The organism is Serratia sp. PGPR-27 (assembly GCF_022678525.1).
Taxonomy (GTDB): Bacteria; Pseudomonadota; Gammaproteobacteria; order Enterobacterales; family Enterobacteriaceae; genus Serratia; species Serratia nematodiphila.
Genome location: NZ_JALBYS010000021.1, coordinates 1 through 23,209 on the forward strand (window position 1 = coordinate 1; position 23,209 = coordinate 23,209).

Consider the following 23,209-nt stretch of genomic DNA (forward strand, 5'->3'; position numbering starts at 1 on the left):
CGATGGCTGCGATGGCTGCGATGGCTGCGATGGCTGCGATGGCTGCGATGGCTGCAATGGCTGCAATGGCTTTCCACTATCAATATGGTCACCATCTTCTAACTGGCCAATATTTTGTATTTCATCATTCTCATCATCATTTTTTTCATCACTACGAGAATGTTTTTTTACTAGAATGACTTTAGTTTTGCTTGATATGGACTTTATGGCATCAACAGGAAGTACGGTTAATTTTGTATCAAATAAATTAAGGTTTCTATCCGTGTACATAAAATCAAGAACTTGCTCATAAACACTGTATTGGGGTATGAAAATATACTTAACCTCAAAATTAGACAGTAAATACTCCAACCCGTTTATATGATCCCTGTGAAAGTGGGAAATAAACATGGCATCTATGATGTCACCTTTTCTGAAATGGTTTTTCACATATTTTTCAATTCTACCCTTACCGTCAGTATCTGTCCCGCAATCATAAACAAAACGAAAATCACTAAACTCTTCAGTATAAAAAGCACCTTGACCTACCGTATGGAATGTTCTAATCATAGTATTTTACCTATTTATCAATAGACCTGTTATTTTTCACATGTCTGACATGTCAAAGTTTAAATCTGTAAGTAAGTTTCTCGCTCAAAATCGAATGTCAGATAAGATTGTGCTCTATCCATGGAAACTGTCAGCTCGGGTTAGAGCTACTACACTATGCCTGAGTTTTGACTCATTCAACTTGTTCCGTTTTGGGGCGGTGATTGCCATTGCGTGAGCGCGTTCTAACAGAGCCGTTTGTTCAGGTTCTGTGACCTTGAGGCCGGAGCCATCCTTGTTAACCACTGCGATATGCACTTTTTTGTCTTTTTTACAAACATAGTAAGCACCTTTTTCAACCTTTCTACTGCCATACTACCAATCTTGAATGAGATTGCGAGAAGGTCTGGGGCATTTTCTGAAAAGCAGTGAATAACGCCAACTTCAAAATCCGACTTTGTAAAGAGAGCAGATATTTCTTCTTTACAAGTTTTATCGCAATAAATTTTGATAATGTTAACTTTCTCAACTTGGCTCATAAAATCCCTTTGTAGGTTATTGTTCAATGGATTAAGCCGAGCCGCATCATTCAGATAGTCCGGCGCAAAGTGGGCGTAAACTATCGTTTGGTTGATGGCCGCGTGTCCTAAAATTTTCTGCAGCGTGAGGATGTTCCTTCCGTTCATCATAAAGTGGCTGGCGAACGAGTGGCGCATAACATGCGTTGCTTGGCCGTCCGGCAGGTCAGGGAAGAGCGCTTTAAGCAGGTTACGCACGGTGTTGTAATTCACATCGGGGAACAGCTGACGGGCGTCGCCCTCTGTGATCATCGCGTGGATGTCTTCTGAGATCGGGACAGTCCTATCCTTGCCGTTCTTTGTGTCTGTGAACGTGCATTTAAATTTGATCACGGCATCGTGCGTAAGGTCGGCCGCTTCACCCCACCTCGCCGGTGGCTATGCAGAGTTTGACCACCTTCAGCTTGTCGCCGGTCAGGTGTTGCAGAAAAATGCCTATTCTGGGCTTGTCCAGCCAGGTCATTTCTGGGGTGTTGCCTTTCAGCTGTGCCAGGCCTTTCAGCGGGTGGGGGGTATGAAATTGCCCCAGCCTTATCAGCCTGGTAAACACGCCGCTCAGCATCATATGCCATATGCCGCCGATTGATGGAGCCGATTTTTAAACCAGCGTCTAGGCGTTCTGCACGATAGTTTGAGAACGTCGCAATGCTGACCTGGTCGGCGCGTGGCGAACCCAGGTCACTGGCAATGTTCAGCAATTCATTCCGGTTATTCTCGCCCGATTTCTACGTACACTCGTAATGCTTCCACCAAAGATCGATCATGTACCCGTCGCCGACAGTACGCCCCAGGAAACGGGGCTGGCTGGTGCCCTCATAGATGAGGATACCAGCCGGATACCGGTTGATTTTGACCGGATGACACGCCAGGAACGGCGGGAATTGCTCGAAAGTCTTCGGGCAACGATACCGAAGCGAAGCCGCAGCGGTGATCTGCCGGATAAACCGCGTATTGTCACGCCGTAAATGGTGGCCGGGATGGACGATATAACTCGCTAATTGCTGGCGTTCTTCCATTCCATCGGCCTAGAGCCAACGCCCAAGGAGTTTGAAGCGCTGTTATCTGGGGCGGTCGTTAGCTTTAGTGAGGGTTTTGCATTTAAAATCCGAGATGATAGGCTGTTGCTGGTGTAACTGAGAGCGTATTATAATCAATAGATTACAATAGCAGCACAATGCCTTAGTATATACAGATACGAAGATGAAAGTATGTTAGAGTAAATGGTGACTGGTTTATAATTCAAAGTGGTGGATATGAAAGCATCGGAAAAAAATAGACTAATAGCCCTGCTTAAAGGCTATAGAGACAAAGGGGATGAAATGTTAAATCTCTCTATCGATCTTGTGAGTGAGTTATTAGAAGATATGGCAGAGGATGAGAATCTAAAGAATAAATATTTGAGCTTGGTTTCTTCTTTGAATAAGGCGCAGTCTGCTTATGTGAGTTCATTGGCGGATGAGTACTCACAATCAATAAGATTGCTAGGAAGTATTGAGGTGACGAATGACTAACAATTCTGGCTTATCTGACCTTCTGCAATCTGTTACAAAAGTAGAGAAAGGCGCTAGGCAAGCAAAGGCAGCAGCCGATAAAGCACAGGTTGAGGCCTCAGCAACAGAGAAAAAAGATATTCATACTCGTAGTAACTTAACAATGATATTTTTGTGCGGATTTTTTGGTGTAATGATTTTGTCTGCTGTATTTGTTTGGTGCTATAACAGATCTGTTGTTGACTGGGCTATGGAATTAAGTAAATTGAGTGCGGGTGGGAATATAAAACCGCCACCATTCTTAGAGCTTGATAAAGTGCTGTCTATTGTTATTAGTGCCTTAGGTACATCATTAGGCTTTATTATTGGTTATTACTTTAAAGACAAAAATTCGTCAGGGTAGTTGTTCGCCTTTTATTACTATTTAATTAGGGTGTAAACCATTAACCTCTTTGTTAATAAGGGGTTATTATATAATAAGTGGGCTCTTCAAAAATATTAGTTGTGGAATATAAAATAACGCCCATTGTTATAAATTAAAATGATAGAATCCCCCGCATCTTGTCGCGGGGTTTTTTGTCTATCCGGCCTGACTTTGCAGCAGATCTAACGCAAACTGGCGCTCGTTTGGCTTGAGCCTTTCCAGCAGTGCTTTGACCAGATTGTTGCCGGTCAGGCCGCTGGGGCTGAGTGGGAGGGAAAAGGTCGAGTTAAAAACGAAGATATGGCCGCATTCCACTTCGGTGCAGGCGCAATACAAATCGGCCAACTGCTTATTCTTCCATTCCGTCTTACGGATAATTGCCGGTGCGTCACACTCCGGGCAATGAATTTTAAAAATGCGCATGTTTACTACCCCGCATGCCAATGCCACGCATTCAGCGGGTTTTAGCGTATTTGTGCTTATTTCTCGCCCTTTTCATTGCTTTTGCTAGAAGCGTCCAGATCAAACCCAAAATGCAGGCTTTCGGGGATCTTCGGGTCGTTGTTGACGACGTTCATAATTCAGCCGCTATAGCAAAGACAGAATCGGCGATGTTGGACAGAATGACAGCCTGAAGGTAGGCGGTACGCTCACCGAGCAAATCCAGGGGATCCGGCGCAGGACTATCCGGCTGGATAGCGAAGAAGTGAACGTGTTAAGCCTGCTGACCGATACCCTGGACGTGCTCAGCCAACTGGCTGAGCAGGCGGCCCAGCATACCCACAGTAACACCGGCACGTCGACCAACAGCGCCGTCACCGGCGAGAAAACTAACGATCTCCGCGAAAAGTACGCCCCTTTCATTGCCTGATCTCCCCGGCCGTGCATTCTTTCCATAATTCCGCCTGTATCGCCTTCTAAACCGTTTTTCCAGTGCGCCACGCCACCGGCATGGCGCTGAACCCGTTCGCATTACCACACCCCGCCACGGAATCCACAGCGGGCATACGGAAGCGCTTACCAGATGGAAACGGCGCTACACCGCACCCGCCTGCACAATTTGGATCATAAAAATTTTGCAAAAAATTTACGCGGTAGGCACCACGCCAGCCCGTGCCCTGACTGGGATTCTGACGTCAGAATAGTTTTGCAAACTGCGCAAGGTTTTGCAGACTTTTGCAATAATACGGGCGGGCTGTCCGGCTAACCAATTGGATAACATAATATTTATCAAAGGATCTCGTAGCTTTCCTCGTGGGTCCTTTCGGCCGTGGTGGTGGTCTGCGTCGTGTGGGGTTATCGTCGTCCGTGCTAGGCGTGGATCGGGTTGTGGCCGGATTTCCAGCAAACAAGAACTTTGCAATTTATTGCGGAAAAGATCTCGGCAGGATCGCGCCGAGAATGGCGTGCAGGGACGAGGGGGCGGGGCCGCGGAATGACTGGGCGGGCGATTACGTCAGCAAGATATAATTAGCGAGTCGATCGGTTTGAGCGATCAATTTGCATGTTATTGATCTATGCAATCAATTGGAGGGTGAGGGGATATCTAAGTAGGATAAAAAGCGAACAATAAAGCAATGTCCTGACACCAGGAAAACCCAAACCCGCAGCGCGTGGGTTTTGTCATGTTCGTGATTTTTTTGTGGTCAATATGTGACATTTAATTTAATTAAAGTCATATATATCAGTATATTGAATTTTAATGTAACGCACCCTCGGGTGCGTTTTTTTTGGGGGTTGCGGCAAGCCCGGCTTAAGCCGGTTTCTTGCGGTGACGCAGCCCGAGCTGAATGCAGGAAACCACCACCAGCAGGCAGCCGAACAGCGACAGCAGCAGCGGGATCTCATGCCAGAACAGCCAACCCCAGGCGATGTTGAACACGATGCCGATATAGCGCACCACCGAGACCACGATCAGGTTATCGGAAGAAAAGGCCTGGGTTAAGACGACCTGCCCCAACAGCGACACCAGGGCGATGGCGAGCAGAATGGCGAACTGATAGGCGTTGGGCCAAACGAATGCGTTCCACATCAGCGGCAGCGAGATCAGCGTTGCGATGAACAGGAAATAGAACACGATTTCGTAGTTATGGTGGCGCTTGCTGAGTTTGTTGACCGACAGATAGGCGATCGAGGCGAACACCGCGCTCATCACGCCGACCAGCGACGCCAGGGTATAGGCCGAGAAGTGCCACGGCCGCACCAGCAGCACCGCGCCGATGATGACCATCGCCAGCCAAAATGCGGTATTGGCGTTGACCCGTTCACGCAGCACCAGCAAGGAGAGCAAAATGGAGAAAAACGGCGACAGATAGGCCAGCATGCTGGCGTCGGCCAGCGTCAGATGGGCAATGCTGTAAAAATAACAAATGAGATACAGCCCGCCCATGGTGCCGCGCAACACCAGCAGCGGCCGGTCTGTGCGGCTGAAGGCGATGCGGTGGCGGTACATCAGCAGCAGAACCAGCAGACAGCCGATGCTGCTGCGAAAGAACACGATTTCACCGGTGGGAATAGCGTCGGAGATGGTTTTAACCAGCGCGTTCATGACGCTGAAAATCAACGAGGCAAAAATGGCCAGTAACGCACCCTGATTCATGCTTGCCTCCGCCATTGTCGGTAAATGATGTCCGCCTGCTCGTCGCAGGTATCGTCCAGCAACGAAGGATGGCAATGCTCGGCGCCGATCCGGGTGACGAAGCGCTGCAGCGCCTGCTGAAAGCGCGCCAACAGACGCTGAGCGGCGGGCATCTCGACGTCAAGCCGCTGCGCCAGCAAGACCAGGACGCGCAGTTTGCGCACGTCCTCTTGCGGCACGCGCGGCAGGCGCCAGCGCCCCTGGGCATCCTGGAAGACGCGGGCGACCCTGACGGCGGAAAAATCATAGTAGCGGCCCTGCGCGTCCGGCTCGGAATAGGGGTCGACCAGCAGCGCGGTATAACGCGTAAACAGCGCATAGCATTGCTCTGTCGGCGCGAGCTGCGGGAATTGGTCAATCCAGCGGCGGCTCACCATGCGGGGCGGAACCGGGTAGTTGTCGTCATTCAAAAAGCGCAGCAGGTTAATGGCCTCGATGCCGAGCCGGTTGAGCAACTGCTGGTAATCCTGCGAGAGCGCCAGCATGTCGGCGATCGCCTCGGGACAGATGGGGCCCTCGGGGTGGGTTTTATACAGGTACTGGATCGGCGCCTGCGGCTGGAATATCGCCTGCAGCGTGGTTTCGGCCAGCGCCAGCGGAGGATGAACATAATTGGTGATGCTGAAGCGCTCGGCGGCGAGCAGGCTGTTGCAGCGTTGGGCGTCAATGCCGTGACGCGCCAGCAGCGAGCAAAGCCAGTCGAGTTCGGCGCAGTCTGACCTTGCGCCTGCGCCGGCCAGATAAATCCGCTGCTTGAACGCCTTGGTGTAGGCGCGGTAAGGCTGTTCGGCGCTCTGGTACTTGGTGTCGGCGTAGTAGCTCGACAGGCTGATGACCTCGACGTGGGATTGCCCGGCGTCCTGCAGCAGGCTTTGCGCCATCAGGCCGGAGCCGATGGAGGGAGAGAGCAGGATCAGTGAGCGCAGTTGGGGCAACGCCGCCCATGGCACCTGTCGCAGCACGTCATGGTATTGATCGGCGGGGACGGCAAGGATCAGTCGGTGCCAGTCGCCGCCGACCAGTGACAGATCATCGTAATAGCGATCAATCGTCACCTGCGCATCGTCTTGGGTGCGCTGCGCCTTACCGGCGCCCGTCAGCCACAGGCTGGGCGTGTGCGCCAGATGTTGCTTCAGGCGGCGCCCTTTTTCGCTGGGGCGGTTGTACAGGCCGATGCGCGCATTGGCCGCGGCCTTGATGTCCGCAGCCAGTTGGATCGCCGCCGGGCCGGCGCCGAGGATCAGGGTGGGAAAGGCATTATTCATGGCGGTGGGGCTCCAAAATCAACAGATCGTACAGCGGGGTGGCGAGCGGTTTACCGCTGACACGCCAGGGCGAGCCGGCGGCCTGGTGGTGGTAAGGGCAGTTGAAGATCGACTTGAGGCCGTTGCCATAGCGCACCAGCAATTTGCCGCACTGGGGCAGCAAAGGCCGCAGCGCCTTCAGCAAACCCTGCTTGTCCGCCACCAAAGAGGCGATGATGATGTGATCGATATCGTTGCGCGTCAGGCCGTTCAGCTTGTCGATGCAGGGCATCTGCTGCACCAGCCCCAGGTGGCGCGTGAGCCGGCGGGCAAAACGCTGGGCCGCCGGATCGCAATCGTAGCAAATGACGGTGGCGGAGAGCCTGGCGACCAGCGCCAGCGCCGTGGTGGGCAATGCGCCGCTGCCCACCAGCAGCACCCGTTCGCCGGGTTTAATGTCGGCGGCCGCGATCTCCAACTGCAGCGCGCGGTCGAAACTGTTCAGGTAGGCGTTGGTTTGCGCCGGTTCCCGGCACAGCGCCGAGACGCGATGTTTCTCGTAGTCGCACAATGCGGCGTTGGCTGTCGCCCGCAGTTGGGCGATCTGCGCCGTGATCAAACGGTCGTTTTCCAGTTTTCGACGGTAGGCCTGCAGCTGTGGTTCGTCGTTAAAGGCTTGCAGGCGGCTGAAGCGGCGTTCCAGCAGGGAAAAATGGCGCCGATCTTGCCGGGCGGAGCGGTGTAGCTGGTGAATTTCCTGTTGCAAGCCGGCGAGTTGCGCCAGCATGTCCGCCTTGGTCAGAGTGTACATGGGGATTCTCCGTGTGCGTGTAACAGCTGTGTCGGCAGCAGATAGGGGTAGCCCTGCGGGCTGACGCCGTTTTCGATGCCGACGCCAAATACGCGAGACACCATCGGATGTCCCATCATCTGATGGGTATCGCCGTGGCAAACGACGCGTCCGTGCGCGAGCAGCGTGAGTGAGTGGCAATAGCGCAGCGCCAATCCCAGATCGTGGATCACCAGCAGCGTGATGCAGCGGTGGCGCCGGCCATAGTCGGCGATCTGATTGAGCACGCGCAGCTGGTGGTGGATATCCAGTGCGCTGGTGGGTTCGTCGAGCAAAATGATCTGCGGCTGAGAGACGAAGGCCTGAGCCAGCATCACCAACTGTCGCTGGCCGCCGCTGAGACGGTTGAAGGGGCGATCGGCGAGCGCGGAAATGCCGCATTCCGCCAGCGCCTGTTCGACCGCATCGGCCTGGGCGGCGCTGACGCGCCAGCTCAACTGGCGTACCTTGCCCAGCAGCACCATGTCAAAAGCGGTCAATGCCGAATCGCAGCGATTAAGCTGCGGCACATAGGCGATACGGCTGGTTTTCGGATCGAGAGGGCGTTCGCGGTAAGCGATCTCGCCGCTGGATGGCACCATGCGGTTAATCGCTTTGAGCAGCGTCGATTTGCCGGCGCCGTTGGGGCCGATGATGCCGCCGAGCTGCGCCTCCGGCCAGCTCAATGAAACGTCTGTCAACAGCGAGCGGCGATGCAGCGAGACGCCGACGCGGGTGAGGGTCAGTTGAGTCATGGGCGTTTAACCTGTCGAGTGACGAAGTAAAACAGCACCGGCACGCCGATCAGGGCGATAACGATGCCGATGGGCACCACGCCGTTCGGCATCACCAGCTTGGCGACGATCGAGGCGCACAGCAGCAGCAGGCTGCCGCAGAGGGCGGAAATGCAGATCAGGTAGCGCTGATCCTCACCCACCAGAAAGCGGGCGAAATGCGGGGCGATCAGCCCGACGAACCCGATGGTGCCGACAAACGAGACCGAGGCGGCCGTCAGCAAGGTCGCCAGCAGAAAGGCCAGCTTGCGCAAGGCGCTGACATTGATGCCCAGCCCCTGGGCCTGCTCTTCGCCGGCGGACAGCGCCGTCAGCCGCCAGGCGAGCCGCAGACTGACGAACAGCGCGCACAGCAACACGACGCCGGTGATCGCCACGCCGTGCATATTGGCTTTGAGCAGGCTGCCGAACAGCCAAAAGACAATTTGCTGCATGGCTTCCGGTGAGGCCAGAAACAGCAGCAGCGATTGCAGCGACTGAAAGAAAAACAGCACCACGATGCCGCTCAACACCAATATTTGCGGCGTCATGCCGCGGCGTTGTCCCAGCAGATAGACAGGCACGCAGGCGAGCAACGCCATCAGCGAAGCCAGCAGCGGCGTGCCCAGCGCCAACGCGCCGCCCAGGCTGAAGCCGGTGAGGATCGCCAGCGCCGCGCCGAACCCCGCCGCGGCAGAGATCCCCAGCGTATAGGGGCTGGCGAGGGGATTAGCCAGCACGGTCTGCATCAGCAGGCCCGCCAGCGCCAGGCTGGCGCCGACCACCAGGGCGGTGAGCGTCATCGGCAAGCGAATCGACCAGAAAACCACCTGATGCAGCTCGTTGCCAGGCGCAGAGCCAGGCCAAAGCATCCGCACGATATCCGTGAGGCCAAGTTGCGCGGCGCCGACGGTGAGATCGATGGCGGTCGCCGCCAGCAGCGCGCCGAGCAGCGCCAGCGTCAGTAGCCCGCGGCGCAGCCTGCGCCGTCGCAAAAACGCACGTCCTGTGTGGGCCACGGTTATTCTCCTTGCCAGCGTTGCAAGAAGACGCCGTCCGCCTCTATCGGCAAATATTGATGGTAGAACTGCGCCAGATTGCGCGCGGGATCAACATCGGCAAACGCGGTGGGATAGAGCGCTTTCGCCAGATACTGGACAAAGATAAAATCGTAAATCGTGCGCGCGCCGCCATGGTAAAGCGCATAAAGACGCTGATTTTTTATCGCCGGCAGTTGCGGCCATCCCGCCCGCCGGGCGTATTGCGTCAGGCGCGTCTGGAGGGGGGCTGCCTGCGTGCCGTAGCCCATCGGCACGGCGTTCGGCATGTTTTCCCAGTCGCCACCGGCGAGAAAAATCACCTCGGGCCGTTGGGTCAGGACATAGTCGGCGCGCAAGGGGGAAGGGCTGCCGACGACGCCGGCGGCGATATTGTCGGCGCCGGCCAACTGCAGCAGCGGCCCCCAGATCGAGGCGCCATAGCTGCTGCCGTACTCGCCGGGGCCCTTGTCCCCCAGCTCAATGTAGGTGACCGGCGGCGGCAGCTGCGCCTGGCGGATGCGCCGACGGGTATCCTCGAGGCTTTGGCGATATTCGTCGGCCAGCCGTTCCGCTCGCTCGGCGTGGCCCATCGCCTGGCCCATTAACCGGATGCTGGCGAGCTTGACTTCAACGCCCTGATTGAAGTCGACGACGATGTAAGGAATGTTGAGCTGTTGCAGCACCGGCAGGTAGTTGGCGAAGCCGTCGAGCTGCCACTTCGCCAGGATCAGCAGGTCTGGTCGCGTGGTCAGCAGGCGTTCAAAATCGAAGCTCTGGTTATAGAGCGAACCGACATCGACCAGCTGAGCGAGCCGTGGCAGCGCCGCCTGATAGCGCGCCCATTGGCTGGCGCGCAACGCCCAGTCGCTTTTGGAGAAGGCGACGACCTGTTGATAACTCTCCGGGCCGTTCACCGCCAGAAAATCTTCGTAGTAAAAACCGATATAGGCGCGCTGTGCGGGGGCGGCCAGGGTAACCTGGCGTCCTTCAACGTCGGTGAGGTGAATTTCAGCGTGCGCGACCTGGCAGAAAAGCAGCCACGTCGCCAGCATCCAGACGATACGCGATAACATGATTGACATCCCTTTACGATTAGTTGTGATGTTATAATGTAACAATTAATCGCGAGATTCAAATTTTCGTCGCCGCTGAATCAGGCGGGGCATGATGAAGCGCGCTGAGCGTATATTGGCCTATAAAGCGTGAGGATAACGGTTCTCGTTGTCATGGCGTGCGGACAAAGAAATTTTTCTGCAAAATCCCTCCGCCTTGCGCAACAATCGTTTACAATTTGCCAAATCCCGGTCGCGCGTCGTTTTTGTAAAGTTTCGTATTTTTAGTAGGTTAATGGCGCGCAACTCTTGAAACTGTGATGAATGCCCATACGATCCAGGGTATCTGGACAGTGTTTTGTTAACATTTATGAGGAAGTAAACATTTTATGATGCGTATAGCTCTGTTCCTGCTCACCAACCTGGCGGTGATGTTGGTTTTCGGGCTGGTGCTCAGCCTGACAGGAATCCAATCCAGTAGCGTTCAGGGCCTGATGATCATGGCCGGTCTGTTCGGCTTCGGCGGCGCTTTCGTGTCGTTGCTGATGTCCAAGTGGATGGCGCTGCGCTCCGTGGGCGGGGAAGTGATTGAACAGCCGCGTAACGAAACCGAAAACTGGCTGCTGGAAACGGTGCGCCGTCAGTCGCAGCAGGCGGGCATCGCCATGCCGCAGGTCGCTATCTACCACGCGCCGGACATCAACGCCTTCGCCACCGGCGCACGCCGCGACGCCTCGCTGGTCGCCGTCAGCACCGGCCTGCTGCAGAGCATGAGCCGTGACGAAGCGGAAGCGGTCATCGCGCACGAAATCAGCCACGTCGCCAACGGCGATATGGTGACCATGACCCTGATTCAGGGCATCGTGAACACCTTCGTGATCTTCATTTCGCGCCTCATTGCGCAGGTCGCTGCCGGTTTCCTCGGCAACCGCGACGGTGATGGCGAAGGGGAAGGCAACGGCAACCCGATGATTTACTTCGCCGTGTCGATGGTGCTGGAACTGGTGTTCGGCATCCTGGCGAGCATCATCACCATGTGGTTCTCGCGTCACCGCGAGTTCTATGCCGACGCCGGCTCCGCCAAACTGGTGGGTCGCGAGAAGATGATCGCCGCCTTGCAGCGTCTGAAAACCAGCTATGAACCGCAGGAAGCGGGCAGCATGATGGCGTTCTGCATCAACGGTAAATCCAAGTCGTTCAGCGAGCTGTTCATGTCGCACCCGCCGCTCGACAAGCGTATCGAAGCGCTGCGTACCGGCCAGTACCTGAAGTAATCGGCTGAATGAAATGAAAAACCCCGGCTTGCCGGGGTTTTTTTATGGCATGCCTGAACCGCTTTTTCAGCGTCGACGGGGGTTAACGCGGTGCAAGAGCCCCCCGAGTCCATAAAGCCCGCCTTCGAATAACGTCTGTCGGCCTCTCTGTGCGTTTACCGCCGCGGAGCGAGACGACCATGAAAGAGGGTAAGCCGCATCCTGGCTGAGTGACGACCGGCTGTTTGGCTTTGGAAGCGCATGTTATATGCTTTGGCGCAATGACATTTGTCCCTGAGGCCCTATGAAAATCAACCACCTTCCCTTGCTCAACGGTGATGAGCTACCGGCGCGCCTGGCGGAATTGACAGGCGGTATCGCCGATGCGGTTGCGGAACTGTTCAACCGGCATGATGACGATGCTGAACGGCCAGCTATTCACTGGCATTCAGGCGATCTTCACCTCCCGGCATTTTTCCCCGACGAGCACGACAGCCACGATTACGATTACCTGATCGTGGACGGCGATATGATCGTGGAAGGATGCCTGGCGGTATCGCCGCAGCGCGAGGACGGCGGCATTGTTGTGCTGGGGCGGCTGCAGGCGGATACGCTGATTTGCTGGGGCGGACTGGTCGTGCGTGATGATGTCCGCATGCGCCATGCCTATTGCAGCTCAGGAAACGACGGTGCGTTCGTGGTGGGGGGAGATCTGACCGCGCTCACCCTGGTAGAGACGGGGGAGTTTATCCATGTCCATGGCGATCTCGATGCGCGGTGTCTCGCTTCGTTGCAGAACTTCGTTCAGGTTGACGGAAACACGCGCTGCGATTGCCGCATCGATAGCGCTCAGGCCGAAGATCTGATCAAGCGCATGTTCGCCCCTGGCTTACTGAAGGGCTTCGAGGGGGTGGATAACGACGGCCAACGCATTGTTGGCTGGTATCCGGATGACGACGCCTATTTAGCGTGTCTACGACAAGGCCGCAGCCCTTTGAGGAGCGGCGACTGACGCCAGGCCTGCATCGCGCTCGATGTGGCCCGGCTCAGGCAGGCCACATCGGATTGGGGCCCGGCTCTTTCTATGCCCTCTATTTCACCTCGCGGCTGGGCTGCGCCGTTTGTGTCGTCGGTTGAGTGATGCGCAGGCTGCTGACCGCCGCCGCCAGGGTGGCGAACACCCCAGCCAGGATCAGTGAAGCGTGGGTGCCGGAGGCCGGGAACAGGTTGAACATCAGCGCCACCAGCGCGGCTCCCGAGGTTTGCCCCAGCAGGCGAGCGGTGCCCAGCATGCCGCTGGCGCCGCCGCTGCGGTTGCGCGGTGCGGCGGAGATGATGGTGTGGTTGTTGGGCGACTGGAACAGACCGAAACCGGCGCCGCACAGCACCATGCGCCAGATGATGTCCATATTCGACGGCGCCGCGGGCAGCAGCGCCAGCGAGAACAGCCCGAGCGCGAACACCGCCAGTCCAATGCAGCCCAGCAGGCCGGCGTGCACGCGCTCCACCAGCCGGCCGGCGATCGGCGCCATCACCACGATCGCCAGCGGCCACGGCGTCAGCAGCAGCCCGGTCGCCACTTCGTCGCGGCCCAACGCGCTTTGCAGGAAGAACGGCAGCGACACCATCGCCAGCATTTGCGCGGCGAACGAGCAGATTGAGGTGCCCATCGACAGGGCGAAGATCGGGATGCGCAGCAGATCGACCGGCAGCAACGGAAATTCCTGGCGCAGCTGGCGGCGCACGAACACCGCGCCAATCGCCAGCAGCGCGGCAATCTCGCTGAAGATCAGCGTCAGGCTCTGGCCCTGGGCGAAGCCGCTGATGGCGGTGATCAGCAGGCCGAAGGTCAGCGCGTTCAGCACCGCGCTGGTAGGATCGAAACGGCGGCTATCGCTTTTTTGGCCGTTAGCCGGCAGGAATTTCATCCCCAGCAGCAGCGCGACGATGCCGATCGGCAGGTTGATGGCGAACAGCCACTGCCAGGACGCGACCGACAGGATAGCGGCCGCCACCGTCGGCCCGGCCGCCGAGGAGCAGGCGACGATCAGCGAGTTGATGCCCATGCCGCGGCCGAGAAAACGCTGCGGGTAGATGATGCGGATCAGCGCGGTGTTGACGCTCATGATGGCGGCGGCGCCAAAGCCTTGCAATACGCGGGCGATGGTCAGCGTGAGCAGCGAGTCGGACAGGGCGCAAAACAGCGAGGTGATGCTGAACACCAGCAATCCGGCCTGATAGATGCGGCGATAGCCGACCAGATCGCCGAGCGAGGCCAGCGACAGCAGAGAGACGGTGATCGCCAGTTGATAGGCGTTGACCACCCAGATAGAATGGCTTTTTAATAGAGCTTTTTATTGATTCACCTCCATTTGAAAGGATACGTTTCAAATACTTCGCTTGAGAATTTATCTAAGGTCATTGAAAGTAAATCAGTTGTCATAGCATAACAACTGCAAACCAACTTTGGAGATTAACGATGTCTTGGGTATGCCCTCATTGCAACTTTGCAGCGATAGTAAAGAAAGAGGACTTTGTTTCAAGCAGCCTCGATCTGAAATCTGGTAACACAAATTATACTTATACTGTGCACGGCATTACATGCCCAAACCCTGGGTGCATGAAGGCAACTCTTAATCTTCAAATCAGTGAATTTGGTTATTTTCACGGTCAAAAAGCCACTGTTTCTGGTGGTTCTAAAGTTCTTCGGTTGATCCCTTCTAATCAAAAAGATAGAGCAAAAGCCTATCCTGGTTACATACCCCAACCTATCCTTAACGATTATCAAGAAGCGTGCAGTATCGCTGACTTATCACCCAAAGCATCAGCTACCCTTGCAAGACGTTGTCTACAAGGAATGATCCGCGATTTTTGGGGAGTGAGTGGTAAGAGTCTTCACCATGAAATACTTGCTATCGAAGACAAGGTTGACCCTGTCGTATGGGAAGCCATTTTAGACGTGAAGAGCATTGGCAACATAGGTGCTCACATGGAAAAAGACATCAACCTGATTGTTGATGTGAGCGCAGAAGAAGCTGATCTTCTTATTGAGATGATAGAAATGCTGTTGGATGACTGGTATGTAGCTCGTCATGAGAAACAGCAAAAACTACAACGTATTAAGGAAGTTGCAGCGGAAAAAGCAGAGGCGCGTAAGGGCTGACACTGTTGATGAATTTTACAGTATGCATCACTCGGATTTAAGGCGATTACAAAGGAAATCTCATAGTGGCAACATCTCTTGTCCATCAGTTACAAGCGGAAGCAGTGGATGACTCTTCGAGCATTAGTGGCTTACTTATGAAAGCAAAGTTAGTCGCATCTAAGCTCGGGCTGAATGACATAACCGAATGGATCGATTTTGAATTAAATGGCTACCCATCTCGCGCTGAAACTCCTTCTTACAGACGTTTTTCATGTCGTCCTCAAGCGTTCAATCCTTATGTCGGATGGATACCAGTTGATTTAGGAGGGATTCCTGAGAAGATTTTGTACGAATTCACAACAGTCTATTTGCAGGAATCAATTTCAAACGTAGAAAAGCATGTTGCGGACTCTGGGCGGTTGGAAGTACAAATGCCGCACACGCTAACTGAAATGCTATACATTGGTCATGATAGAGACTCTAGATTCAAAATCTCATGGCGATTCAGTGCATTTGCTTTGAGCGGAGTATTAACGACCGTAAAGGGGAAAATCCTCACATGGTCTCTGGATCTGGAGAGGCAAGGGATTCTCGGTGAAGGTGTGAATTTTTCATTAAGAGAGAAGGAGATAGCAAGCATGGTTTTCAAAAATGACTTCAATGGTGCTGTTATCCACAATAACGGTGTGATGGCATCACACACTGCTGATGTTAATCAAGAGAATACAATGTCCGTGGGTTCGTCATTTGAATCGTTGAAAGATGAATTAAAAAAACTGGGAATCAATGATGCGGAGATAGAAGAACTTAAAGTCGCGATTGAAAGCAGTGAAAAACCGCTAACAGAAGTGGGCTTTAGCCAAAACATTTCTAATTGGATCGCTAAAATTGCAGGTAAAGCAATGCAGGGAGGACTAAAAGTTGGCGGTGCTGTGGCAGTTGGCGTGATTGCAAAACTAATCACAACGCATCTTGGCGGGTGAAATTATTTTTTTTCCCGCTGGGTCGTCGTGGTTTAGGTTGGTTGCTTTTTTTTCCAGCGAAAGTATCCAGCTACTTAATCGCGTCTAAGCAGGTAGGCCAGGTACTTGGCAAAAGGAAATAAAATATCTACGAGACTAAAAGCAAAAAGGCCACCAGCGCGAGCCAGTAGCCTTATTCGTAGTCTTCCAGAGAATCACCTGATGGAATGCAACGTTCCGTGATCTCTTCATCTGTATCCATATTCGCCCGTGATTGCATGCCCGTTGCCCGCTTAATTGTAAATAGCGGTGAGCGGGCCGGGGTTATCCATTTGGCTTCAATCGCTTAGCGCCCATGTGCGTTGCGCGTCGCGATCTGTTCCGATTATACTGAAACCCTTGTTTAAATTTCCTGAAACAAAACCGTTAAGTAGGGCATTCACCATGGCTAACGCAGATTCAGACAAGCAACCGGATGCCGTCTCATCCGTGATGAAAGTGTTCGGCATTTTGCAGGCGCTTGGCGATGAGCGCGAGATTGGCATTACCGAGCTGTCCCAGCGGGTGATGATGTCCAAAAGCACCGTCTACCGTTTTCTGCAAACCATGAAAGCGTTGGGCTACGTATCGCAGGAAGGCGAGACGGAAAAGTATGCGCTGACGCTCAAGCTGTTCGAACTGGGCGCCAAATCGTTGCAGAACGTCGATCTGATCCGCAGCGCCGACGTGCAGATGCGTGAACTGTCGAACCGCACCCGCGAAACCATCCACCTCGGCGCCCTGGATGAGGACGGCATTGTCTATATCCACAAGATCGACGCGATGTACAACCTGCGCATGTATTCGCGCATCGGTCGTCGCAACCCGCTGCACAGCACCGCCATCGGTAAAGTGCTGCTGGCCTGGCGCGATCGGGAGGAGGTGGCGCAGATCCTGTCGCAGATTGAATTTACCCGCAGCACCGAGCATACCCTGACCAGCGCCGCCGAACTGTTGCCGGTGCTGGATCGGGTGCGTGAGCAGGGATTCGGCGAAGATGTCGAAGAGCAGGAGGCGGGGATCCGCTGCATCGCGGTGCCGGTCTTTGACAGGTTCGGGGTGGCGATCGCCGGGCTGAGCATCTCTTTCCCGACGCTGCGCTTTTCCGACGCGGCGCGGGAGGAGTATGTGGCGTTGCTGCACGTCGCCGCCCGGCGCATCTCCGAGCAGCAGGGCTATCACGACTACCCGTTCTGACCGTCGTTTCGATGAGCGAGGCGCTGCCATGGCAGCGCCTTGTTGTTATTTCGTGCCGGGCGTCAGCCGCTGAGAAATCCGCTCCAGCACCAGCATCAGCAACAGCGTGGCCGCCACCAGGATCATGGTCAGCGTCGCGCCGTTGGCGATGCTGCCGCGATCGGTCAGGCTGAAGATCGTGACCGGCAGCGTCGCCCAGCTCGGCGGGTAGATCATCATGGTCGCGCCCAGCTCCCCCATCGACAGCGACAGGCTGAGTGCGAAGGCGGAGATCATGTAGGGAGCGATCATCGGCAGGGTGACGTGACGCAGGCGGAACAGCGGCGACGCGCCCAGGCTGGCGGCGACGTTCTCGTAGTCGCCAGGCAGCCGGGTCAGCCCGGCCATCACGTTGCCGAAGGTAAAGGCGGAAATCAGTACGAAGTGGGCGGCGGGCACGATCAGGAAGGTGCCGTTCATCTGCAGCGGCCCCTGGCTGAACGCCACCAGCATTCCCAAACCGATAGAGACCGAAGGCACCGCGCTGGGAATGAAAAACAGCGTGCCCAGCAGCCGCTGGCCGCGCCCCTGATGGTGGCGCAGCGCCAGCGCCGCCCAGGTGCCGCACAGCAGCGCGAACAGACTGGCGCTGAAACCGATAGCCAGACTGGCGACCAGTGCGTCCCAGGAGGCGCCGCTGAACGCCTGGCGGAAGTGGTTGAGGGTGAAGCCGCTCGGCAGCACGCCGTTCCACTGCTCACTGAGGCTGGACATCAGGATCACCGCCAGCGGCAGGCAGAAGAACAGGGCGAACAGCGTGACCGTCAGCGTGCAGGTCAGGGTGCGGCTGGTGCGAGACCAAATCAACATCGTCAGTTCCTCAGCCCGGCGCGCGCCGCGGCGTAGCGGTAAAGGGAGAACAGCCCGAGCGACAGCGCGATATTCACCACGGCGATGGTGCAGGCGACGGCGTAATCCGCCTCCAGAATCGCTTTGGCGTAGACCATCATCGGCAGCGTGGTGACGCCCTTAGCGCCGATAAACAGCACGATGCCGAACTCATTGGTGGTCAACAGCAGGCACAGGCTGCCGCCGGCCAGCAAGGCCGGCAGCGCGGCCGGTAAAATCACCTGGCGCACCACGCGCCCCGGCCGGGCGCCGAGGATGCTGGCGGCCTCGAGCTGGCTGCGATCGATCTGCGCCAGTGCCGCCATCAGCGGGCGCATCACCAGCGGCGTAAACACGGTGATTTCGGCCAGGATCACGCCCCAGATGGAGTAAAGAAAGTCCACCGGCGGCAGGGTGAAACCAAAGGTCGCCATCAGCGTGCCGTTCAGCAGGCCGGCGGAGCCGTAGATAAAGGTGAAGGCCAGCGTGATGAGGAAGGTCGGCATGGCGATAAAGGTATCGATCACCCGGGCGATCAGTCGGCTGCCGGGGAACGGCGTGAATACCAGCAGCAGCGACAGCAGGGTGCCGAGCACCAGGCAGCCCAGCGTCGCCAGCAGCGCAATCTGCAGCGTGTTGAGCAGAGCGCCGACAAAGCGGTGGGATTCGAACACCTGTTGCAGCGCGGCGGCGCTGAATAGCCCCTGATCGTCGGTAAACGCCTGTTTGACGATCAGCGCCAGCGGGTAGAAAAACAGTGTCGCCAGCACCAGCAGCGGCAACAGGATCCACAGGCGGCGCGGCAAACGCAGCCGCAGGGCCGGGCGAATAAGCGTAGAGTCGGTCATGTCAGTCCTCGATCAGTACCGCATCGTCGGGGGCGAAGTAGAGCGGCACGCGCTCGCCGATCTGCGGCATCCGGCTGCGATGAGTGGTGACCACGCGCAGCGGATGGCCTTGCGCGTCGAACTGCAGGTGTGTCAACTCTCCCTGCCAATGAATATCATGCAGCGTGCCGATGATGCAGTTGCTGCGCTGGGCATCGGCATCGAGCGCAATGTGCTGTGGCCTGATGCACAGCAGCTTGTCGAAGCCGCGTTGTGCGCCGTAAGTGAAACAGCCGATCACTTTGCCGGCGCAGCTGACGGTGGTCATGCCTTGCTGCGCGGTAGTTTCCAGGGCGGTAGCCGGCAGCAGGTTAGCGCGGCCGAGGAACTCGGCCGCGAAGCGGTTCGTCGGATGATGGTACAGCGCGCGGGTTTCGCCGTGGGCGATGAGATGGCCGTCGCGCATGATGCCAATCTTGTCCGCCAGCGTCAGCGCTTCGCCCTGATCGTGGGTGACGTACAGGATGGTCAGATCCGGCAGCTCGCGGTGCAGGCGTGCGATCTCTTCCACCATGCTGTGGCGGATTTGCGCGTCCAGCGCCGACAGCGGCTCATCCAGCAGCAATACTTTGGGGCGCACCGCGATGGCGCGAGCGATCGCCACCCGCTGTTGCTGGCCGCCGGAAAGCTGGTTGGGATAGCGCTTGGCGTAGGCGGACATGCCGACGATGGCCAACGCCTCTTCGACGCGCTCGGCGGTCAGGCCGCGCGGCTTGCCCTGCGCGCGCAGGCCGAACGCCACATTGTCCTCGACGCGCATATGCGGAAACAGCGCGTAGTTCTGTACCACCATGCCCAGGCCGCGCTCATAGGGCGGCACGTCGGTGACATCGACGTCACCGATGGCAATACGCCCGGCGGAGGGCTGCACGAAGCCGGCGATCGCTCGCAGCACGGTGGTTTTACCCGAGCCGGAGGGGCCGATCAGCGCCAGCACTTCGCCGGGGGCGATGGTGAGCGTCAGGGGTTTCAGCACCTCGGTGCCGCGATACGACACGCTGACGCGGTCGAGCTGAATGCCCGACGGCCCGGCGATGTCCTGGCTGCTATCCCGCGCCTCGGCGCGGGAAGTGAGGGTAGAAGGCATGGTCAGCGTCATTCTGTCACCTTGTGCCAGCGGGAGATATCGGCGGACAGGCTGCTCACCACCTGGTTCCAGTCCGGCGCCCAGATCTCTACACCCTGCAGCGCGGCCTGCGACTGCCTGAAGTTATCGTCGGTCGGGGTGACATCCTTACGCACCGGCATGCCGTAGGAAATGGCGCTGACGCTGCTCTGGGCTTCTTTGCTCAGCAGGAAATCGATCAGTTTTTTGCCGTTGGCGCTTTGCGGCGCGCCTTGCACCAGGCCGATGTAGTAAGGCAGCACCAGCGTGCTGCGTTTGCCGTCCGGCCCGGCCGGCCAGAACACCTTGACGTTCGGGTTGCTGCGCATCTGCGCCAGGTTCATCTGCAGATCGCCGTTGGCCACCAGCAGCTCCCCCTTATTGACCAGCGCGGTCAGCTTGCCGGTGGAGGCCGAAGGGCCGACGTTGTTGCTTTGCAGCTTGCCGAGGTAGTCGAAACCGGCATCTTTGCTGCCGAAGCTGTGAAACGCCTGCAGCATCACTGCGGTGCCGTCACCCGCCTGGCCCGGCGTGGAGTACTGCAGCTTATTGCGGAACTGCGCGTCCAGCAGCTGTTGATAGCTGGCAGGCGCCTGCGGCAGCAGTTTGGCGTTATAGATGAAGCTCAGGTAGTTGTTCACCAGTGGCACGAACTGCGGCTGGGCGTCGGCGATCTGCGCCGCATCCTGCGGGGTGAAATCCTGCAGCAGTTTTTCCGCGGCGGCGCGCTGGATGAACGGCGGCAGCGTCACCAGCACGTCGGCCTGCGGGTTGCTGCGCTCCTTCGACAGGCGCTCCACGATGGCGCCGGAGCCGCCTTCGACGTACTGCACCTTGACGCCGGTCGCCTGGGTGAAGGCGTCGAACTGGGTTTGATACCAGCTGTGATCGCCGTCGTGCAGACCATCGGCGGAGTAGACGGTCACCACCGCATCGGCGGCCCAGGCCGGCGCGGCGCCGAGTGCGATGGCGGTCATCACGACCAGACGAGAAAATTTCATAGCTTCAGCCTCACTGTTGCGGGTTAATGCGAAACTGGTATACACCAGATATGCGGCCAAGCTAATCGGCAAATATGACAAACAAATGAAAGCGGCAAAATATATTTGCCTTAAAAGGGGGATCGAGCGTGGGTGAGGAAGGCGGGACGGCGGGCGCCGGCCCCGTGATAATCGAGGTTAGAGCGTATCGACTTCGATGCGCAGGCTGTCGTGGCGCCAGTATTCAATATCGAAATCGAGGATGCGGCCGTGCTGATCGTAATTCAGTCGACGCAGCAGCAACGCGGGCAAGCCGACCATGGCGCCGAGCGCGTTGGCGGCGCGGTAAGGCAGGGCGGTCGGGTAGAACGACAGGTGCATGTTGCTGTAAATCAAATCGTAATGCTGTTGATAAACCTCGGTCAGGCTGCCGTTGAGATCGTGACTGAGCAGTTCCGGCACCCGCTGCGGCAGGCAGTGGTTCTCGCAATAGCAGATGGCGCGGCCGTCGGCATAGCGCACGCGGCGCAGCAGATACACCTGATCGAACGGTTCGAGCGCCAGCGGCTGCATGACGTCGAGCGGCACAGTGGTTTTTTCGCCGGACAGCAGAGCGGTGCGCGGCGTGCGCCCTTGCTCCTGACAGAGACGGTGGAAGTTGGTGTTCTGCGTCGGATCCAGCCACAGCCGTTCCGGCGTGACGAACCAGCCGCGGCGATCGGCGCGGTAGATGGCGCCGGTGGCTTCCAATTGCGCCAGGCTTTCGCGAATGGTGACGCGGGTGGTGGAGAAGATGGCGCACAGCTCGCGCTCCGAAGGCAGCTTATCGCCGGCCTGCAGCGCGCCGCGGGTAATGCGCGCCTGGAGCTGATCCTTGATCTGCAGGTAGTGAGGCATATCGCCCTGATGTTCTTTCATTTCATCTCGCTATGGCATCGGCCCGACATTCCGGCACGCGCTTATTATACATAGCCAGATGAATTTTTTGTTTCACCGCGCTTTGTCGTTTGACCGGGGCAGGAATTTGCCGCCACAATGATCGCAATCTGGTATAGACCAATAGGTGAATAACATGTCCGATCGTAACTACCTGCTGTTGACCCCCGGCCCGTTGACCACGTCGAAAACGGTGAAAGAGGCGATGCTGTATGACAGCTGCACCTGGGATGAAGATTACAACCTCGGCGTGGTGCAGCGCATTCGTCAACGGTTGGTGGCGCTGGCGACGCCGTCTGCCGGTTATACCTCGGTGCTGCTGCAAGGCAGCGGCAGCTTCGCGGTAGAGGGCGTGCTGGGCACGGTCATCGGCCCGCACGACAAGCTGCTGATCGTCAACAACGGCGCCTACGGGGCGCGGATGATCGAAATGGCGCGGCTGATGGATATCGACCACCACGCTTTCGACTGCGGTGAGGTGAATGAACCGGACGTGGCGGCGATGGAGGCGGTGCTGAAAAGCGATGCGCGCATCAGCCATATCGCCATGGTGCACTGTGAAACCACCACCGGCATGCTCAATCCGCTGCAGAAGGTCGCTGGTCTGGCGGCGCGCAATGGCAAGACCTTTATCGTCGACGCCATGAGCAGCTTTGGCGGCATCCCGTTGGATGTGGACGCGCTGGGCATCGATTTTCTGATCAGCTCCGCCAACAAATGCATTCAGGGCGTGCCGGGCTTCGCGTTCGTCATCGCCCGCCGCAGCGAGCTGGAGAAATGCGCCGGCCGTTCACGCTCGCTGTCGCTGGATCTGTATGCTCAGTGGCGCTGTATGGAGGATCAGGCCGGCAAATGGCGCTTTACGTCGCCGACCCACACCGTGCTGGCCTTCGCGCAGGCGCTGAAAGAGCTGGAACAAGAGGGCGGCATTGCCGCGCGCCACCACCGCTATCAGGCCAATCAGCGGCGGCTGGTGGCGGGTATGCGCGAGCTGGGTTTTGAGACCCTGCTGGACGATGCGCTGCACTCGCCGATCATCACCGCGTTCTATTCGCCAAAGGCTGATACATACCGCTTCGCCGAGTTTTATCAGCGTCTCAAGCAACAAGGCTTCGTGATTTATCCCGGTAAAGTGTCGCAGAGCGACTGCTTCCGTATCGGCAACATCGGCGAAATCTATCCGCAAGATATCGAACGTTTGCTGGCGGCCGTCGGGCAGGCGATGTACTGGAATCAATAAGG

25 protein-coding genes and 1 pseudogene are annotated in these 23,209 nt (G+C 57.0%); 9 read left to right on the forward strand and 17 right to left on the reverse strand.

The genetic code is table 11. The features are described from left to right. The 4 genes from MMS95_RS13115 to MMS95_RS13130 form a co-directional block, all read right to left on the reverse strand. On the reverse strand, positions 1 to 549 hold a 549-nt coding region (locus MMS95_RS13115), incomplete at its 3' end, for an MBL fold metallo-hydrolase (RefSeq protein WP_242141766.1). A 224-nt stretch (positions 550 to 773) separates the two neighbouring features. After that, on the reverse strand, positions 774 to 1,439 hold the full coding sequence (locus tag MMS95_RS13120) for a tyrosine-type recombinase/integrase (RefSeq protein ID WP_134954127.1): 666 nt from the start codon (positions 1,437 to 1,439) through the stop codon (positions 774 to 776). 25 nt (positions 1,440 to 1,464) lie between these two features. Next, on the reverse strand, positions 1,465 to 1,671 hold the full coding sequence (locus tag MMS95_RS13125; protein ID WP_134954126.1) for a hypothetical protein: 207 nt from the start codon (positions 1,669 to 1,671) through the stop codon (positions 1,465 to 1,467). Between the two features lie 160 nt (positions 1,672 to 1,831). Beyond that, positions 1,832 to 2,122 carry a hypothetical protein gene (locus MMS95_RS13130; RefSeq protein ID WP_103085632.1) on the reverse strand — a complete coding sequence of 97 codons (291 nt, stop codon included), beginning with the start codon at positions 2,120 to 2,122 and terminating at the stop codon, positions 1,832 to 1,834. A gap of 237 nt (positions 2,123 to 2,359) precedes the next feature. Between MMS95_RS13130 and MMS95_RS13135 the strand changes: the two genes are divergently transcribed. Continuing rightward, positions 2,360 to 2,617: a hypothetical protein gene (locus MMS95_RS13135; protein WP_134954125.1), complete on the forward strand. Its 258-nt coding sequence runs from the start codon at positions 2,360 to 2,362 to the stop codon at positions 2,615 to 2,617. Then, positions 2,610 to 2,999 (forward strand): hypothetical protein, encoded by a 390-nt coding sequence (locus MMS95_RS13140; protein WP_134954124.1) that lies wholly within the window; start codon positions 2,610 to 2,612, stop codon positions 2,997 to 2,999. The genes MMS95_RS13135 and MMS95_RS13140 overlap by 8 nt, the downstream gene beginning before the upstream one ends. A gap of 177 nt (positions 3,000 to 3,176) precedes the next feature. On the opposite strand, the gene MMS95_RS13145 is transcribed toward MMS95_RS13140, so the two are convergent. Then, on the reverse strand, positions 3,177 to 3,443 hold the full coding sequence (locus MMS95_RS13145; RefSeq protein WP_103085631.1) for an ogr/Delta-like zinc finger family protein: 267 nt from the start codon (positions 3,441 to 3,443) through the stop codon (positions 3,177 to 3,179). Positions 3,444 to 3,726: 283 nt separating this feature from the next. Here MMS95_RS13145 and MMS95_RS13150 point away from each other — a divergent pair, with 283 nt between their 5' ends. Beyond that, positions 3,727 to 3,891 (forward strand): hypothetical protein, encoded by a 165-nt coding sequence (locus MMS95_RS13150; RefSeq protein ID WP_180994463.1) that lies wholly within the window; start codon positions 3,727 to 3,729, stop codon positions 3,889 to 3,891. Positions 3,892 to 4,773: 882 nt separating this feature from the next. Here the strand turns inward: MMS95_RS13150 and MMS95_RS13155 are convergent. From MMS95_RS13155 to MMS95_RS13180, 6 genes are read right to left on the reverse strand one after another with little or no spacing between them, the layout of a single operon-like run. Further along, positions 4,774 to 5,619: a DMT family transporter gene (locus MMS95_RS13155; RefSeq protein WP_103085629.1), complete on the reverse strand. Its 846-nt coding sequence runs from the start codon at positions 5,617 to 5,619 to the stop codon at positions 4,774 to 4,776. Beyond that, entirely contained in the window at positions 5,616 to 6,923 is a 1,308-nt protein-coding gene (locus MMS95_RS13160; protein ID WP_242141767.1) for an opine metallophore biosynthesis dehydrogenase, read from the reverse strand. The genes MMS95_RS13155 and MMS95_RS13160 overlap by 4 nt, the downstream gene beginning before the upstream one ends. After that, complete coding sequence (locus MMS95_RS13165) at positions 6,916 to 7,713, reverse strand: nicotianamine synthase family protein (RefSeq protein WP_004931490.1); 798 nt, start codon at positions 7,711 to 7,713, stop codon at positions 6,916 to 6,918. Before MMS95_RS13165 ends, MMS95_RS13160 begins: the two co-directional genes overlap by 8 nt. Next, the gene (locus MMS95_RS13170) at positions 7,701 to 8,486 is read right to left on the reverse strand and encodes an ABC transporter ATP-binding protein (protein WP_015377673.1); all 786 of its coding nucleotides are present in this window, start codon (positions 8,484 to 8,486) and stop codon (positions 7,701 to 7,703) included. Before MMS95_RS13170 ends, MMS95_RS13165 begins: the two co-directional genes overlap by 13 nt. Next, a complete protein-coding gene (locus tag MMS95_RS13175; RefSeq protein ID WP_031300489.1) occupies positions 8,483 to 9,523 on the reverse strand; it encodes an iron ABC transporter permease in 1,041 nt (346 codons plus the stop codon). Before MMS95_RS13175 ends, MMS95_RS13170 begins: the two co-directional genes overlap by 4 nt. A gap of 2 nt (positions 9,524 to 9,525) precedes the next feature. After that, positions 9,526 to 10,617, reverse strand: coding sequence for an ABC transporter substrate-binding protein (locus tag MMS95_RS13180; protein WP_015377675.1), 1,092 nt, complete (start codon positions 10,615 to 10,617; stop codon positions 9,526 to 9,528). A 368-nt stretch (positions 10,618 to 10,985) separates the two neighbouring features. Between MMS95_RS13180 and htpX the strand changes: the two genes are divergently transcribed. Together htpX and MMS95_RS13190 are read left to right on the forward strand one after the other, a co-directional pair. Next, on the forward strand, positions 10,986 to 11,870 hold the full coding sequence (gene htpX / locus MMS95_RS13185) for a protease HtpX (RefSeq protein WP_004931482.1): 885 nt from the start codon (positions 10,986 to 10,988) through the stop codon (positions 11,868 to 11,870). Between the two features lie 283 nt (positions 11,871 to 12,153). Then, positions 12,154 to 12,861 (forward strand): hypothetical protein, encoded by a 708-nt coding sequence (locus MMS95_RS13190; protein ID WP_242141768.1) that lies wholly within the window; start codon positions 12,154 to 12,156, stop codon positions 12,859 to 12,861. A 79-nt stretch (positions 12,862 to 12,940) separates the two neighbouring features. Here MMS95_RS13190 and MMS95_RS13195 read toward each other — a convergent pair. Then, a pseudogene (locus tag MMS95_RS13195) lies at positions 12,941 to 14,182 on the reverse strand (MFS transporter); the annotation flags it as partial. Positions 14,183 to 14,328: 146 nt separating this feature from the next. On the opposite strand from MMS95_RS13195, the gene MMS95_RS13200 reads away from it, so the two are divergent. From MMS95_RS13200 to kdgR, 3 genes are all read left to right on the forward strand, one after another. Beyond that, the gene (locus MMS95_RS13200; protein ID WP_242141769.1) at positions 14,329 to 15,012 is read left to right on the forward strand and encodes a DUF4145 domain-containing protein; all 684 of its coding nucleotides are present in this window, start codon (positions 14,329 to 14,331) and stop codon (positions 15,010 to 15,012) included. A gap of 65 nt (positions 15,013 to 15,077) precedes the next feature. Further along, on the forward strand, positions 15,078 to 15,977 hold the full coding sequence (locus MMS95_RS13205) for a hypothetical protein (RefSeq protein WP_242141770.1): 900 nt from the start codon (positions 15,078 to 15,080) through the stop codon (positions 15,975 to 15,977). Positions 15,978 to 16,400: 423 nt separating this feature from the next. Continuing rightward, positions 16,401 to 17,192 carry a DNA-binding transcriptional regulator KdgR gene (gene kdgR, locus MMS95_RS13210; RefSeq protein WP_015377677.1) on the forward strand — a complete coding sequence of 264 codons (792 nt, stop codon included), beginning with the start codon at positions 16,401 to 16,403 and terminating at the stop codon, positions 17,190 to 17,192. A gap of 45 nt (positions 17,193 to 17,237) precedes the next feature. Here the strand turns inward: kdgR and MMS95_RS13215 are convergent, their stop codons facing one another. The 5 genes from MMS95_RS13215 to phnR form a co-directional block, all read right to left on the reverse strand. Beyond that, positions 17,238 to 18,041, reverse strand: a complete 804-nt coding sequence (locus MMS95_RS13215) for an ABC transporter permease (RefSeq protein WP_242141771.1) — start codon at positions 18,039 to 18,041, stop codon at positions 17,238 to 17,240. Positions 18,042 to 18,043: 2 nt separating this feature from the next. Continuing rightward, a complete protein-coding gene (gene phnU / locus MMS95_RS13220) occupies positions 18,044 to 18,907 on the reverse strand; it encodes a 2-aminoethylphosphonate ABC transporter permease subunit (protein ID WP_015377679.1) in 864 nt (287 codons plus the stop codon). A 1-nt stretch (position 18,908) separates the two neighbouring features. Continuing rightward, on the reverse strand, positions 18,909 to 20,045 hold the full coding sequence (gene phnT / locus MMS95_RS13225) for a 2-aminoethylphosphonate ABC transport system ATP-binding subunit PhnT (RefSeq protein ID WP_021505495.1): 1,137 nt from the start codon (positions 20,043 to 20,045) through the stop codon (positions 18,909 to 18,911). Then, a complete protein-coding gene (locus MMS95_RS13230; RefSeq protein ID WP_004931467.1) occupies positions 20,042 to 21,052 on the reverse strand; it encodes a 2-aminoethylphosphonate ABC transporter substrate-binding protein in 1,011 nt (336 codons plus the stop codon). The genes phnT and MMS95_RS13230 overlap by 4 nt, the downstream gene beginning before the upstream one ends. Before the next feature lie 177 nt (positions 21,053 to 21,229). Next, the gene (phnR, locus tag MMS95_RS13235; protein ID WP_004931465.1) at positions 21,230 to 21,949 is read right to left on the reverse strand and encodes a phosphonate utilization transcriptional regulator PhnR; all 720 of its coding nucleotides are present in this window, start codon (positions 21,947 to 21,949) and stop codon (positions 21,230 to 21,232) included. A gap of 154 nt (positions 21,950 to 22,103) precedes the next feature. Between phnR and phnW the strand changes: the two genes are divergently transcribed. Further along, complete coding sequence (phnW, locus tag MMS95_RS13240; protein ID WP_015377681.1) at positions 22,104 to 23,207, forward strand: 2-aminoethylphosphonate--pyruvate transaminase; 1,104 nt, start codon at positions 22,104 to 22,106, stop codon at positions 23,205 to 23,207. Positions 23,208 to 23,209: the final 2 nt, after the last annotated feature.